This window comes from Stenotrophomonas genospecies 3 (genome assembly GCF_054473855.1).
Genome location: NZ_JBTMUR010000001.1, coordinates 48,978 through 64,350, shown reverse-complemented (window position 1 = coordinate 64,350; position 15,373 = coordinate 48,978). Strand labels below are relative to the sequence as shown.

The following is a 15,373-nucleotide window of genomic DNA, read 5'->3' as shown; positions in this document are numbered from 1 at the left end:
CTCACTCGCCGTCGGATTGCCACAGCAGCGGATTCTGGCTGGCGCGCGCATACCCTTCCTCGCCCAGCAGCAGGTCCAGCGCCAGCGTGCCGAGGTCGTCGGCCACCGGCTCCAGCGACGGGTCTTTCTCCAGATACAGGATCTTGCGGTAGCTGTGGCAGTGGTCGCAGGTCTCGGCACGGACCGCGCTCTCGCGCACCGCCTCGCCGCTGTCGCCGTCCACATCGGCCAGGGCGCGATAGGCGATGTCCTTGCCGGCGGCACCACACTGGCTGCACTGCACGCGTACGTAGTGCCACTGGCAGGCACACAGCGAGCACGACAGGTAGCGGTAGGAGGCATAGGGCGGCCGCGCCTGCACCATGCTGACCACCGGCAGGGTGCCGCACAGCGGGCACAGCCCCGGTGCATCGGCCAGCGGCTTCAGCTCGGTGGGGCGGAAGCTGTCCGCAAGCACCGCCCAGTAGACCTGCAGCGCGTTCATCACCAGCAGCGCAGCCACCGCATCCACCGACGGCGCGTCATCACGCTCCAGTACCGCATGCGCCTGCGCATCCAGCCACCCGTCATCGGCAGCAGCAACGCGCTGCAGTTCCTGGCGGGTTTCCGCCGGCAGGCCGGCTTCTTCAGCGCAGTGCTGGCATAGCGTGCGCAGCCAGCCGCGCCAACAGCCATCCAGCTGAAGTGTGTTGGCCGGCCGCAACGGCATCCCGGCGCCGGCCGCCGCACTCGACTGCTGTGCACGCGCCTGTGCCTGAAGCTCCTCGCGTTGCGGCGGTGTCAGATCCTCCAGCAGCGCCTGCTGCGCATCGGCCAACGCCGCCAGCAGCTGCAGGTAACCACCGATGGCACTGTGTGCAGCCAGACTGCGCAGGCGGTCCGCACGTCCGGCAAACAGCGACGCGGTATCGGGCAGGATGATGCGCGGCACATCGCGCGAGGCCAGCGTCTCGATCTCACCGGGTTCAAGGATGCGTTGCGCCATGCAGGGCCAGCCAGAAGAACCAGGCTCCATCCTCGCCGTTGTCGTCGCTGGCGTCCAGCGTGTCGAGGCAAAGCAGTCGAGCATCGCTCGACTCTACAAAAGCCGGTTTCGATCATTGCCATGTTCATCGTGTCGACCAAGGTCGACACCCACCAAAAGCACCGCGGACCTGTCGAGGGCGACCGGACCCGCCCCGCCATTCCTCAGGAAACCCGCTCTTGACGTTGATGTTGACGTTGATCCAGCGGGTGCAGGGCCGCAGGCCCTGCCGCTACCCCTCTTCCCGCCGTCCGCGCAGGATGTCCCGGAACCACTGCCGGTGATGCTTGTACGCCCACCCGTAGGTCACCTTGCCCTGGGTCATCGCCCGCACCGAACCCTTGATCCAGATCGCCGCATAGATGTGCACCATGATCGCGCACACCAGCACCCAGCCGAACAACGCATGGGCGAGCACCGAGAAGCGGATCAGCCCGATCGGGAAGAAGTGGCTGAAGTACTGCCGCCAGATCACGAAGCCGGTCAGCAGCAGTGCCGACAGGCAACCAATGATCGCCCAGAACAGCAGTTTCTGGCCGGCATTGAAGCGGCCCACCGGCGGCAGCTTCTCATCCTCGTTGCGCAGTACATCGCGCATGCCGCGCATCCACTTGCCATCGTCGGCGGTCGGCAGATTGTCGCGCCACATGCGGAACGCCAGCAGCGCAAAGCCCACCACCATGGCCAGGCCGATGAACGGGTGCAGGATGCGCGTCCATGGCCCACCGCCAAACAACTGGGTCAGCGGGAACAGGGCAGGGTGGAACAATGCCAGCCCGGACAGCGCGGTCAATACGAAGCAGATCGCCACAATCCAGTGATTGATGCGGGTCGGCGCGCGGTAGCGGATGATCTGCCGCGGGTGCGGGGCGTACTTCATGGCCGCTGCTCCTCTTCGATCTTCTTCGCCTCGTGCTCGGCTTCCTCTTCTTCCTCGTCATTGACCGTGTTGCGGCCGATGCCGATGTAGTGCAGGAAGCCGGCGAAGGCGGTGGCGGCAATCGCAAGCACGCCCAGCGGCTTGGCGACGCCCTTCCAGACCTCCACCATCGGGCTGATACGCGGGTCCTTGGGCAGATCGGCGTAGAGCTCCGGCTTGTCCACGTGCTGCAGCACGTACATCACGTGGGTGCCGCCCACACCCTGCGGGTCGTACAGGCCGGCGTTCTCGTAGCCACGCGATTTCAGGTCCTCCACGCGGCCGGCGGCATGCTCGGTCATCGCCTGCTTGCTGCCGAAGGTGATCGCGCCGGTTGGGCAGGTCTTCACGCACGCCGGTTCCTGGCCCACCGCCACCCGGTCCGAACACAGCGTGCACTTGTAGGCCTTGTGGTCCTTCTTGGAAATGCGTGGCACATCGAACGGGCAGCCGGTCACGCAGTAGCCGCAGCCGATGCAGTTCTCTTCCTGGAAGTCGACGATGCCGTTGGCGTACTGGATGATCGCGCCCGGCGACGGGCAGGCCTTCAGGCAGCCCGGGTCGCTGCAGTGCATGCAGCCTTCCTTGCGGATCAGCCACTCCAGCTTGCCCTTCTCGTCCTCGTACTCGCGGAACTTCATCACCGTCCACGACTGTTCGCTCAGGTCGGGCGGGTTGTCATAGCTGCCGACGCAGCTGCCGACCTCGTCGCGCAGGTCGTTCCACTCCATGCAGGCGACCTGGCAGGCCTTGCAGCCGATGCACTTGCTCACATCGATCAGCTTGGCGACCTGGCCGGTGTGTGCGCCACGCGCCTCCGGCGAGGGTGTGGTGGTGGCCGAGCGGCGGATGATGTCCAGGGATTGCAGTGACATGGCGTGTCTCCTACACCTTCTCGACCTTGACCAGGATGCACTTCGATTCGGGCGTCTGCGAATTGCCGTCACCGATGGCGTTGGTCAGCGTATTGGCGATGTATCCGGGCTTGGCCGCACCCAGGAAGCCCCAGTGGATCGGCACGCCCACCTGGTGCACAGTTCTGCCATCAATCTGCAGGGCCTTGATGCGCTTGGTCACCATTGCCACCGCTTCGATGTGCCCGCGCTTGGAACTGACCCGCACGCGGCTGCCGTTGTTGATGCCCAGCTCGTCGGCCAACGCCGCGCCGATCTCAACGAACTGCTCGGGCTGGATGATGGCGTTGAGCTTGCCGTGCTTGGTCCAGAAGTGGAAATGCTCGGTCAGGCGATAGGTGGTGGCCACATGCGGGAACTCGTCCGGCGAACCGATCTGTGCGCGATCGCTGGCGAACACGCGTGCCGCCGGGTTGTTCAGCGTCAGTGCCTGCCCCGGGCTGAGCGGATTGCTGCGCAGCGGGGTATCGAACGGTTCGTAGTGCTCCGGGAACGGGCCCTCGGCCATGCCGGCCTTGGCGAAGAAGCGCGCGATGCCTTCCGGGTTCATGATGAACGGGCCCATGCCGCCGGCGGGATCTTCGTCCGCCTTGAAGTCCGGCACGTCCACGCTGCCCCAGTTCTTGCCGTTCCATGCCAGCAGCGTGCGGCGCGGATCGAACGGTTTGCCGGCCACGTCGCACGAGGCGCGGTTGTACATCACGCGGCGGTTGGCCGGCCACGCCCAGGCCCAGCCCAGCGTGTTGCCGATGCCGGTGGGGTCGCTGTTGTCACGCCGCGCCATCATGTTGCCGGTCGGGCCCCAGGCGCCGATGTAGATCCAGCAGCCGGAGGACGTGCTGCCGTCGTCGCGCAGGTCGCCGAATGCGGCCAGCTGCTCGCCGGCCTTGCGCACCAGCTTGGTCGGGTCCTTTGGATCGAACACATCGGCCAATGCCTTGCCGTTGTATTCCATCGCCAGTTCTTCCGGCGTCGGCAGTTCCGGGTTGGAGTACTTCCAGGCCAGGTCGCGCACCGGCTCCCACCACGCGCCACCGTCCTTCTCGTACATCGCCTTGATGCGATGGAACAGCTCGGACATGATCTCGATGTCGCTGCGCGCTTCGCCCGGCGGATTGGCCCCCTTCCAGTGCCACTGCAGCCAGCGCGAGGAGTTCACCACCGCGCCGTTCTCCTCGGCGAAGGAGGTGGTCGGCAGGCGGAATACTTCGGTCTGGATCGTGCTCGGGTCGACGTCGTTCAGTGCGCCATGGTTCTGCCAGAAGGCGATGGTCTCGGTTTCCAGCGGATCCATGCTGACCATGAATTTCAGCTTGGAGAACGCACTGATCAGCTTGCCCTTGTTCGGCGCCGAGGCCAGCGGGTTGAAGCCCTGGCAGATGTAGCCGTGGATCTTGCCCTCGTTCATCAGCTCGTACGCCTGCAGCATGTCGTACGGCTTGTCGAGCTTGGGCAGGTGGTCGAAGCACCAGTTGTTGTCGGCGGTGGCGGCGTCGCCCCACCACGACTTCATCAGGCTGACGTGGAACTTCGGGTAGTTCTGCCAGAACGACATCTGGTTGGCGCGCAGCGGCTTCTGCGTGCGCTTGGCGATGTAGGCGTCGTAGTCCTGCTCGTCCTGTTTCGGCAGCGTCAGGTAGCCGGGCAGCAGGTCGGACATCAGGCCGATGTCGGTCAGGCCCTGGATGTTGGAATGCCCGCGCAAGGCGTTCATGCCACCACCGGCCACGCCGATGTTGCCCAGCAGCAGCTGCACCATGGTGCCGGCGCGCACGTTCTGCGCACCCACCGAGTGCTGCGTCCAGCCCAGCGCGTACAGGATGGTCATCGCCTTGTCCTTGCCGGCGGTGGACGCGATCATCTCCCACACTTGGCGGATGCTGTCGGCGGGCGTGCCGCAGATGCGTTCGACCATCTCCACGGTGTAGCGCGCGTAGTGCTGCTTGAGCAGGGTGTAGACGCAGCGCGGGTCCTTCAGCGTCGGGTCGCTGCGCACGAAGCCATCGTCACCGTACGCGTAGTCCCAGCTGGAGCGGTCGTAGCCGCGCTTCTCTTCGTTGTAGCCCGAATACAGGCCGTCCTTGAAGGCGAATTCGTCCTTCACCAGGAACGACATGTCGGTGTAGTTCAGCACGTACTCGTGCTGGATGCGGTCCTCGGTCAACAGGTAGTTGATCAGGCCGCCCAGGAACACGATGTCGGTGCCGGTACGGATCGGCGCGTACACGTCGGCCACTGCGGCCGAGCGGTTGAAGCGCGGATCGACCACGATCAGCCGGGCCTTGTTGTGTGCCTTGGCCTCGGTCACCCATTTGAACCCGCACGGGTGTGCCTCGGCGGCATTGCCACCCATGATCAGGATCAGGTCGGCATTCTTGATGTCGACCCAGTGATTCGTCATCGCACCACGGCCTAGCGTCGGGGCAAGACCTGCCACCGTCGGGCCGTGTCAGACACGTGCCTGGTTGTCGAATGCCAACATGCCAAGGGAGCGCACGACCTTGTGGGTCAGCACCGCGGTTTCATTGCTGGTGGCCGAGGCGGCGAGCATGCCGGTGGTCAGCCAGCGGTTGACCGTCTGCCCGGCCTCGTTCTTCTGCACGAAGTTGGCATCGCGGTCTTCCTTCATCAGCCGCGCGATGCGGTCCAGCGCATCGTCCCAGCTCAGCCGCTTCCACTCGTTCGAGCCCGGCGCCCGGTACTCGGGGTAGAGCAGGCGCGACTTGCTGTGGATGATGTCGGCCAGGCCGGCACCCTTCGGGCACAGCGTGCCGCGGTTGACCGGGTGGTCCGGGTCGCCCTCGATATGGAAGATGCTCGGCTCGGCATTCTTGGCACCGTCGCCGAGGCTGTACATCAGGATGCCGCAGGCCACCGAACAGTACGTACAGGTGTTGCGGGTCTCGGTCGCGCGGGTCAGCTTGTACTGCCTGACCTCCGCGAGCGCGATGCCGGGCGCGAAGCCCATCAGTGCCAGACTGGAGCCGACCAGGGTTGTCCCGGTCACTTTCAGGAACTGGCGGCGGCTCATCGATGGCATGCCGTTCTCCTGGGATGGCGGGGAGGCGCAGGCCTCCGGGCTGTCGTTGGGTACGGCCCGGTTATAGCACAGGCCCCCGGATGCCCATGTGGCACAAGGCCCGGCGCCTGCCGGACGGGCGCGCAACCGGGCCGCTCTGGTAAAGTTGCGTGCCCGCCCCCCGGGGAAGCGTCTGCCGGGCCTGGTTCCAGGATGTTCCGCGCAGCCCCCGCCGTCCTGGCGCGATCCTCCGCGCCGGATCTGGAACATCGAGGAAAAATTTTGCGAAATCAACCCGTTGGATCCCGCGCATGAGCGCCCCGTCGAAGCCGTCGGACGCCGTTGCGCGCGGCACGCTGTACATCGTTGCCGCCCCGTCCGGTGCCGGCAAGAGCAGCATCGTCAATGCCACCCTGGCGCGTGACCCGCAGATCGCCCTGTCGATCTCCTTCACGTCGCGCGCGATGCGCCCCGGTGAAGTGAACGGCCAGCACTACCATTTCGTCTCTGCGGAAAAGTTCGAGGAAATGATCGCCGCCGGCGACTTCTTCGAGCATGCCTGGGTGCACGGCGACTGGAAGGGCACCGCCCGCCAGTCGGTGGAGCCGCAGCTCGCCGCCGGCCAGGACGTGCTGCTGGAAATCGACTGGCAGGGCGCGCAGCAGGTACGCCAGCTGGTGCCGGGCACGGTCACCGTGTTCATCCTGCCGCCGTCCAAGCAGGCCCTGCAGGACCGCATGCGCAAGCGCGGCCAGGACAGCGAGGCGGTCATCGCCCAGCGCCTGGGCGCAGCCCGTGACGAGATGCTGCACTTCAACGAGTTCGACTACGTCATCGTCAACGAGGTGTTCGACACCGCCGTGGACGAGCTGTGCGCCATCTTCACCGCCAGCCGCCTGCGCCGGGAGGCCCAGAAGGTCCGCCACGCAGGCCTGATCCAAGCCTTGTTGACCCCCGATCCGGGCGCAACTGACTGATTCCAAAAGAATCGGGTAGGGGTTGGCTTGATTTTGTCCAGCCCCTGCCAGTACACTCCGTCCCCTTTCCCTCATTCGACTGAGCGGCCGACCGGTCGCCGGGAGCCCGTATGGCCCGCATCACCGTAGAAGATTGCCTGGAAGTCGTTAACAACCGTTTCGAACTGGTCATGATGGCTTCCAAGCGTGCCCGCCAGCTCGCCAACGGCGTGCAGGCCACGCTGGACAACAGCGAGACCGAGGACAAGCCGACCGTGCTGGCGCTGCGCGAAATCGCCGCCCGCAAGATCGACAACGCGCTGATCGACGAAGTCGAGAAGGCCGAGCGTGAGCGCGCCGAGCGCGAAGCGCTGGAGTGGGCTGCCGCGGAAGTGGTCGCCGACGAAGACATGTCCAAGAACGACGATTGATCGCATCGATCAACGCAATCGTTGGATGTGCCGAACAGCCCGCCCCGTGCGGGCTGTTTCGCATTCAGGATTTGCCGTAAACGTCGCGCTGGAATAGGCTTCGGGCATGAACCCAGGCCCCACTGCCAAGGTCGCCGCAGCCCCCGCTGCCGCCGTACCCGACTACGTCCTCCAGCTTGAACGCGCCGCCCATTACCTGCCGCCGGAACAGCTGCCGCTGTTGCGCCGTGCCTGGGAAGTCGGAGCCGCCGCACACGCCGGGCAGACGCGCAAGTCGGGCGAGCCCTATATCACCCATCCGGTGGCCGTGGCCCAGGTGCTGGCCGAGCTGGGCCTGGACGTGGAAGCGCTGATCGCCGCGATCCTGCACGACACCATCGAAGACACCCCGCTGACCCGTGAGGCGCTGGCTGCCGAGTTCGGCGAAGCCGTGGCCGAACTGGTCGACGGCGTGACCAAGCTGGACAAGCTGAAGTTCCGCGACCGCCAGGAAGCGGCCGCCGAGAGCTTCCGCAAGATGCTGCTGGCGATGTCGCGCGACCTGCGCGTGATCATGATCAAGCTGGCCGACCGCCTGCACAACATGCGCACGCTGGGCGCGCAGAGCCGCGAAGCGCGCGGCCGCATCGCCCGCGAGACGCTGGAGATCTATGCGCCCATCGCCCAGCGCCTGGGCATGAGCCTGGTCAAGAGCGAGCTGCAGAACCTCGGCTTCAAGGCGCTGTATCCGTGGCGCCACGCGATCCTGGAAAAGCACATCCGCAGCCAGCCGGTGGTCCGCCGCGAAGCGCTGGCGCAGGTAGAAGTGCAGCTGTCGCAGCGGTTGGCGAAGGAAGGCATCGAGCACCGCCTGGTCAGCCGCATCAAGACCCCGTGGAGCATCTACAACAAGATGCGCGACGAGAACAAAACCTTCGACCAGGTGATGGACGTGTTCGGCTTCCGCCTGGTGGTGCGCAGCGTGCCCAGCTGCTACCACGCGCTGGGTTCGGTGCATGCCACGTTCAAGCCGCTGGATGGGCGTTTCCGCGATTTCATCGCCATTCCCAAGGCCAACGGTTACCAGTCGCTGCATACGGTGCTGTTCGGGCCGTATGGTTCGCCCATCGAAGTGCAGATCCGCACCGAAGAGATGGACCTGATCGCCGAACGTGGCGTGGCCGCGCACTGGACCTACAAGTTCGGCGGCGATTCACCGAACAGCGCGCAGAGCCGCGCACACGCCTGGATCGTTGAACTGATCGACTCGCAGCGTGCCGCCGGTTCCTCGCTGGAGTTCCTCGACAACGTCAAGGTCGACCTGTTCCCGGACGAGGTCTACCTGTTCACCCCGAAGGGCAAGATCCTGGCCCTGCCGCGCAATTCCACCGCGCTGGACTTCGCCTACGCCGTGCATACCGACGTCGGCAACATGGCCGTGGCCTCGCGCGTGGACAAGAAGCTGGTGCCGTTGCGCACCAAGCTGGTGTCGGGCCAGTCGGTGGAGATCATCACCGCGCGCTCGGCCACGCCGAAACCGCAGTGGCTGGAATTCGTGGTTACCAGCAAGGCGCGCACCGCCATCCGCCACCAGCTCAAGCAGCTGGAGCACGAAGACGCCGTACAGCTGGGGCATCGCATGCTCGACCGTGCGCTGGAGGCGATGGATTCCTCGTTGGAGCGGCTGCCGAAGGGGCGCCTGGATGCGTTCCTCGCCGAGCACCGCTTCCCGCGCCTGGAGGCGCTGCTGGCTGAGGTCGCACTGGGCAACTGGATGCCGACGCAGGCTGCACAGGCGCTGATGGCCTACGCCGAACTGCGTGGCGGCCCGCATTCGCGCCACCATTCGCAGGAAAAGATCCTGATCAACGGCAGCGAGCGCGGCGTGGTCACCTTCGCGGGCTGCTGCCAGCCGATTCCCGGCGACGAGATCATGGGCTACCACACCGCTGGCAAGGGCATCGTGGTGCACCGCATGGACTGCCCGAACCTGGCCGAGCTGCGCAAGTCGCCCGAGCGCTGGGTGCCGATCGGCTGGGACACCACTGTTTCCGGCGACTACGACACCTCGCTGGTGGTGGAAGTGGAGAACGGCACCGGCGTGCTGGCGCAGCTGGCCGCCGCTATCGCGCAAAGCCATTCCAACATCGAGCGTGTGGACTACCTGGACCGTGATTTCAACGCCGCCGTGCTGGCGTTCAGCATCCAGGTGCGCGACCGAAACCATCTGGCCGAAGTGATGCGCCGCCTGCGCCGCCTGTCGGTCGTGCAGTCGGTACGCCGCCAGTAACGAGAACCCGGTGGTGCCGGCCGCTGGCCGGCAACTTCGCGGTGCTTCCGACGTTCATGGGTTTGCCGGCCAGCGGCCGGCACTACCGAAGCGGCGCGGTAGATCCACGCCATGCGTGGATGCGCCCCCACCCGGTACAATCACCGCTCTGTTTTCCCCCAAGCACCGGAGCGACCCATGTCCCGCCAGATCATCAACACCGAAAAGGCTCCCGCCGCCATCGGCCCGTACTCGCAGGCCGTGCGCGCCGGCAACACCGTGTACTTCTCCGGCCAGATCCCGCTCGACCCGGCTACCGGCGACGTCGTCGGCGCCGGTGACGTCGAAGCGCAGGCCCGCCGCGCCTTCGACAACCTCAAGGCCGTGGCCGAAGCCGCTGGCGGCTCGCTGGACAAGGTCGTGCGCCTGGGCCTGTACCTGACCGACCTGGGCGAGTTCGCCAAGGTCAATGCGGTCATGCAGGACTACTTCCAGGCCCCGTACCCGGCCCGTTCCACCATCGAAGTTTCCGGCCTGCCGAAGGGCGCCAACTTCGAGGTCGACGCGGTGATGGTCATCGACTGACCGCCACGTGGCACGCAAGGCGGCGGTCACCCCGGTCCTGTCACCGTCCGGCGAAGCATCCCTGGCGATGCTCGCCGGCGTCGGTCCGGCCGTGGCCGCCAAACTGCAGGCGCGTGGCCTGGCCACCCTGCAGGATCTCTGGCTTCATCTGCCGCTGCGCTATGAAGACCGGACCCGGCTGACCCGCATCGAAGACCTGCGCAACGGCGTACCGGCGCAGGTGGAAGGGCGGGTGGTCGCGGTCGAGCGCGGCATGCGCTACCGGCCGATGCTGAAAGTGGCGGTGGAAGACGAAGGGCAGGGCACCCTGGTGCTGCGCTTCTTCCACTTCCGCCAGCAGCAGGTCGGCCAGTTCGCGGTCGGCAACCGGCTGCGCTGCTTCGGCACGCCCAAACCCGGCCACCTCGGCCTGGAAATCGTCCACCCCAGCTACCAGGTGCTGGGCCGCAATGACGATCCCGAACTCGGCGACCGCCTCGACCCGGTGTATCCCACCGTGGAAGGCGTTGGCCCGATGACCATGCGCAAGCTGATCGGCCAGGCGCTGGACCGCCTGCCCGAGGAAAGCACGCTGGAACTGCTGCCCAGCGGCTGGCTGGATGGCCTCGGCCTGCCGTCACTGCGCAGCGCGCTGCTGACCGTGCACCGGCCGCCGCCGGATGCCGATCTGGCCGCGCTGGCCGCAGGCACCCATCCGGCGCAGCGTCGTCTGGCAATGGAAGAGCTGCTGGCCCATCACCTCAGCCTGCGCCGCCAGCGTATTGCCTTGCAGGCGCACCATGCGCCGCCGCTGGCCGGTCCCGGCAAGCTGGCCAAGGCGCTGCTGAAGCAGCTGCCGTTCGCGCTGACCGGCGCCCAGGCGCGCGTGTTCAAGCAGATCCGCGAAGACCTCGCGCGGCCCAGCCCGATGCTGCGGCTTGTGCAGGGCGACGTCGGCTCCGGCAAGACCGTGGTCGCCGCGCTGGCGGCGATGCTGGCGGTGGAGCAGGGCAAGCAGGTTGCGTTGGCTGCGCCCACCGAGCTGCTGGCCGAACAACATCTCAACAACCTGCGCGGCTGGCTGGAACCGCTCGGTGTGCGCATCGCGTGGCTGGCCGGCAAGGTCACCGGCAAGGCGCGCGCCAAGGTGATGGAGCAGGTCGCCAGCGGCGAAGCGCAGGTGGTGGTTGGTACCCACGCGCTGATGCAGGAGGCGGTGGTGTTCCAGGATCTGGCGCTCGCCATCGTCGACGAGCAGCACCGCTTCGGCGTGCACCAGCGCTTGGCGCTGCGCGACAAGGGCGCGGGCGGCAACAGCGTGCCGCACCAGCTGGTGATGACCGCCACGCCGATTCCGCGCACGCTGGCGATGTCCGAATACGCGGACCTGGATGTGTCGGCCATCGACGAACTGCCGCCGGGCCGTACCGCGGTGCAGACCGTCGCGCTCAACAACGATCGTCGTCCCGAGCTGATCGAGCGCATCGCACTGGCCTGCCAGGAAGGGCGGCAGGTGTACTGGGTGTGCACCCTCATCGAGGAAAGCGAAGAACTGGATGCCACCCCGGCGCAGGCCACCTACGAATCGCTGCAGGCGCTGTTGCCGGGCGTGCGCGTGGGGCTGGTGCATGGCCGTCTGAAAGCCGCCGAAAAGCTGGCGACGATGGTGGCGTTCAAGGCCGGCGACATCGACCTGCTGGTGGCCACCACGGTGATTGAAGTGGGCGTGGATGTGCCGAACGCCTCGCTGATGGTGATCGAGAATGCCGAGCGCCTCGGCCTGGCCCAGCTGCATCAGCTGCGCGGCCGCGTCGGCCGTGGTTCTGCGGTATCGCGCTGCGTGCTGTTGTACCAGGCTCCGCTTTCGCAGATGGCGCGCGAGCGCCTGCAGACCATGCGCGAAACCAACGATGGTTTCGTCATTGCCGAAAAGGATCTGGAACTGCGCGGCCCCGGCGAACTGCTGGGTACGCGCCAGACCGGCCTGGCCGGATTCCGCATTGCCGATCTGGCCCGCGACGCCGGCCTGCTGCCCGGCGTGCATGACCTGGCCGAACGCCTGCTGGCCCAGCAACCCGCGCTGGCCGATCGCGTGGTGCAACGCTGGATCGGCACCGCCGTGCGTTACGCCTCGGCGTAAGTGGCGGGGTCAGACCCCTTTGCGCAGCAAAGGGCTCTGACCCAATCCCCGGGACGCTCATCCCCGCATGGCGTAGATCTACAGCGCCAAACGTTCCGACAGGCCGGGAAGCACGAGATACTCGGAGGCCTTCCCGACGCGCTCTTTGCTGACAAGCCCGGAAGCCACCAATCCGTTCAGATCCTTCAATGCGGTCGGATAGGTAATGGTGTGTGCCGCCTGGTGGCTGGCGACGGTGTAGGTCCGGTCAGGATCCTTCAGCGCGTTGGCCAGCAACGCGCGCTGACGATGATTGAGAGGCACACCGCCAAGCCGGGCGGTTCGCAGCACGCGTCGCGCTGCCTGATCCTCCGCATGCTTCCTGGCGATATAGGCATGCAAACCCTGGATCGATTGCTCAATCGCCTCCAGTTGTTGCGCCACGAAGTAGCCAAGATCCCGGTTGTCGCTTTCGGTGTAGAGGTAGGCCCGCATGTACTTGCCTGGGGACTTCTTCAAGACGCTGGAAATGGAGAAGTACTCGGTCATCCAATATCCGGCATTCATCATCGCCCAGTAGAACAGTGCGCGTGCCGTACGGCCATTGCCATCCACGAAAGGATGGTCATAGCCAATCTGGAAATGCAGTGCGATGGCTTTGGCGACAGGATGGATGAACGGTGTGCTTTCCTCATTGATGAACGTGCACAGCCGCTCCATCCGTGCGGGCACTTCCTCGGCCGGAGGAGGGATGTGCAGCAGCGTAGGTGGTGAGCCGCGATCGAAGATCGCAACGTTGTCTTCGGCGGTTCTGAAACGCCCGCTGTCGGTTGGAAGCTCCAGCGTGCCGTCGGTGAGGATGCTGTGCAGCTCCAGAATCTCGCCGGGAGTGATCGGGCGTATGCCGCGCTCGCGGATCACGTTCATTGCCACGTAGTTGTTGTAGATCATGCGCTCGGACTGGTCGCGCGGCGCACGGCCTGTGCTCAGCATTTCCTTTGCCACCGCCCGCGTGGTCGAGGCGCCCTCCAGCTGCGATGAGGTCATCGCTTCCTCGATCAGCGAGCGGATCAGGAACCGTCCTTGGCCGCTGGCAGCATCCACACCCTTCACCGAGCCTGCGGCCTCCCGATCAATGTAGTGCAGGTGCCGCTGCATTGAATCGGTAAGTGCCAGCTTGAAGGGTTGCTGCGTCTTGTCCAGCAACAGCGGTAGCGGCTTCAGCAATGCTGCGCGCGTCCACGTGATGCCCAGCCACCACTGCTCCGCGTTCAGGCCCGCCGGTGGCGCTCTGTGGCGGACTTTGTCCCAGTGCTCATAGGCGCCGTTCACCTCGGGCCCGATCCGGGCGTCCAGGATGGTACCGAGGGTCTCCATGTACTTCCGGGTGAGGGTTGCCAGATCGGGAGCTGGCGCGGGCAGCTTCATGGTTGTTTTCTATAAAATGTTCAACAGTTTTTATAGCAAATGATGTTGGGCGCTCCAAGCGAACCGAACTAAATCTGTTCATGTTCGTGAGTGCGTTGGGCGGGGGCGTTGGTGGGGGCAACGGATCCAACCCTCTCCACTACATCTTTGCCGCCGGGGCAGACCGGTATTGCAACGGTCATCATCCCGGTCCACACTTCGTTGCCGATCTGAAGACGGCAACGATGACCCACAAGATCCCCCTGTTGATCGACACCGACCCCGGTGTGGACGACGCCCTGGCCCTGCTGATGGCCTTTGCCGATGAACGGCATGACGTGGTCGCCCTGACCATCGCCGCCGGCAATGTCGGCCTGCAGTACACCGTCCGCAACGCCCTCAAGCTCTGCGACATCGTCGGCCGCACCGACGTACCGGTGTTTGCCGGCAGCCCGGATCCCCTGCTGCATCCCTCCGTTGACGCCGCCCACGTGCATGGCCGTGACGGCTACGGCGACGTGGACCTGCCGCCGCCGAGCCGCCAGGCTGAAGCCGAGCACGCCGCACTGGCCATCCTGCGCCTGTCGCACGAGCACGCCGGTGAACTGATGCTGGTGATGCTTGGCCCGCTGACCAACCTGGCCCTGGCACTGAAGCTGGACCCGACCCTGCCCGAGCGCATCAAGCGCATCGTGGTGATGGGCGGTGCGGTCACCTGCCACGGCAACATCACCCCGGCGGCCGAATTCAACATCGCGTTCGATCCGGAAGCGGCGCACGTGGTGTTCACTTCGTTCAAGCACCTGCTGGTGTCGGACTGGGAGGCCACCGTCGCCCATGGCCTGCCGCTGCAGGATGCTGAAAAGTGGCTGCAGGCTGATTCCGATCGCGCCCGTTTCTACGAGCTGATCTCGCGCAAGACCCGTGGCCTGTCCGAGGACAGCAAGGGTGGCCGCTGGTATACCGCCGATGCGGTCGCCATGGCCTGGGCGCTGAACCCGGAAGGGCAGCTGCAGGTCGAGTCGCGCCCGCTGAACGTGGAGCTGAACGGCACGTTCAGCCGCGGCGCCACCATCGTCGATTGGAACCGCCAGACCGGCCAGCCGGACAACTGCGATCTGCTGATGGCCTACGACCAGCAGCGTTTCGAGGCCCTGGTGCGCCAGGCCCTGGGTGCGGACTGACGTCGATTGACCGGCACCGGTTGCCCCGGGCGGCAACCGGTGCTTATAATGCCGCTCTTGACCACCAGCCCATTTACGGTGTGAGCCCATGAAGGCCGATATCCATCCGAACTACCGCGACGTCGTCTTCCATGACGTCACCTCCGATTTCAAGATCCTGACCCGCTCGACCATGGCGACGAAGGAAACCATCCAGTGGGAAGACGGCAACGAATACCCGCTGGTCAAGGTTGAAATTTCCTCGGCTTCGCACCCGTTCTACACGGGCAAGCACAAGGTCATCGACACCTCGGGCCGTATCGACAAGTTCCAGAAGCGCTACGCGCGCTGATCTGTCGATCCAGCTTCGAACCAACGGCCGCGCTCTGCGCGGCCGTTTGTTTTTCCCCAACGCCAACCCAACGGGCGTTTGGATGGGCGGAACACTGCGTTCGTGTAACAACGCTTTTGCCGATCCGGGCCGCTCAACGGCCGGTGTCTGGCTGCCTGTCGTATACGACTTCTGTCTAGCGCCGGGCAAATGCTGCTGTGCGATAATGACCTGATCCCCGGCACAGGCCGAGGACGTCATTCACGTGCCTGACCAAT

12 protein-coding genes are annotated in these 15,373 nt (G+C 65.6%); 7 read left to right on the top strand and 5 right to left on the bottom strand.

Translation table 11 applies throughout. The features are described 5' to 3' along the window. Position 1: 1 nt before the first annotated feature. The 4 genes from fdhE to fdnG all read right to left on the bottom strand — a co-directional run bounded on the left by fdhE (position 2) and on the right by fdnG (position 5,897). On the bottom strand, positions 2 to 985 hold the full coding sequence (gene fdhE / locus ACX9OT_RS00245) for a formate dehydrogenase accessory protein FdhE (protein WP_049461732.1): 984 nt from the start codon (positions 983 to 985) through the stop codon (positions 2 to 4). A 271-nt stretch (positions 986 to 1,256) separates the two neighbouring features. Then, entirely contained in the window at positions 1,257 to 1,904 is a 648-nt protein-coding gene (locus ACX9OT_RS00240; RefSeq protein ID WP_459000511.1) for a formate dehydrogenase subunit gamma, read from the bottom strand. After that, positions 1,901 to 2,818, bottom strand: a complete 918-nt coding sequence (gene fdxH, locus ACX9OT_RS00235; RefSeq protein WP_012481154.1) for a formate dehydrogenase subunit beta — start codon at positions 2,816 to 2,818, stop codon at positions 1,901 to 1,903. Before fdxH ends, ACX9OT_RS00240 begins: the two co-directional genes overlap by 4 nt. A 10-nt stretch (positions 2,819 to 2,828) precedes the next feature. Next, entirely contained in the window at positions 2,829 to 5,897 is a 3,069-nt protein-coding gene (gene fdnG / locus ACX9OT_RS00230; protein WP_149908740.1) for a formate dehydrogenase-N subunit alpha, read from the bottom strand. A gap of 290 nt (positions 5,898 to 6,187) precedes the next feature. On the opposite strand from fdnG, the gene gmk reads away from it, so the two are divergent. The 5 genes from gmk (at position 6,188) to recG (ending at position 12,215) form a co-directional block, all read left to right on the top strand. Continuing rightward, entirely contained in the window at positions 6,188 to 6,853 is a 666-nt protein-coding gene (gene gmk / locus ACX9OT_RS00225; RefSeq protein WP_014038334.1) for a guanylate kinase, read from the top strand. A 110-nt stretch (positions 6,854 to 6,963) separates the two neighbouring features. Continuing rightward, complete coding sequence (rpoZ, locus tag ACX9OT_RS00220) at positions 6,964 to 7,263, top strand: DNA-directed RNA polymerase subunit omega (protein ID WP_005410877.1); 300 nt, start codon at positions 6,964 to 6,966, stop codon at positions 7,261 to 7,263. A 106-nt stretch (positions 7,264 to 7,369) separates the two neighbouring features. Then, complete coding sequence (locus ACX9OT_RS00215) at positions 7,370 to 9,532, top strand: RelA/SpoT family protein (protein WP_049461735.1); 2,163 nt, start codon at positions 7,370 to 7,372, stop codon at positions 9,530 to 9,532. Between the two features lie 177 nt (positions 9,533 to 9,709). Then, positions 9,710 to 10,096: a RidA family protein gene (locus tag ACX9OT_RS00210; RefSeq protein WP_049461736.1), complete on the top strand. Its 387-nt coding sequence runs from the start codon at positions 9,710 to 9,712 to the stop codon at positions 10,094 to 10,096. A gap of 7 nt (positions 10,097 to 10,103) precedes the next feature. Beyond that, entirely contained in the window at positions 10,104 to 12,215 is a 2,112-nt protein-coding gene (gene recG, locus ACX9OT_RS00205) for an ATP-dependent DNA helicase RecG (protein ID WP_459000507.1), read from the top strand. Positions 12,216 to 12,293: 78 nt separating this feature from the next. Here the strand turns inward: recG and ACX9OT_RS00200 are convergent, their stop codons facing one another. Next, positions 12,294 to 13,622 carry a Fic family protein gene (locus ACX9OT_RS00200; protein WP_065428848.1) on the bottom strand — a complete coding sequence of 443 codons (1,329 nt, stop codon included), beginning with the start codon at positions 13,620 to 13,622 and terminating at the stop codon, positions 12,294 to 12,296. Positions 13,623 to 13,846: 224 nt separating this feature from the next. Between ACX9OT_RS00200 and ACX9OT_RS00195 the strand changes: the two genes are divergently transcribed. Beyond that, positions 13,847 to 14,785 (top strand): nucleoside hydrolase, encoded by a 939-nt coding sequence (locus tag ACX9OT_RS00195; protein ID WP_049461738.1) that lies wholly within the window; start codon positions 13,847 to 13,849, stop codon positions 14,783 to 14,785. 88 nt (positions 14,786 to 14,873) lie between these two features. Beyond that, on the top strand, positions 14,874 to 15,116 hold the full coding sequence (locus ACX9OT_RS00190) for a type B 50S ribosomal protein L31 (protein ID WP_005410871.1): 243 nt from the start codon (positions 14,874 to 14,876) through the stop codon (positions 15,114 to 15,116). Positions 15,117 to 15,373: the final 257 nt, after the last annotated feature.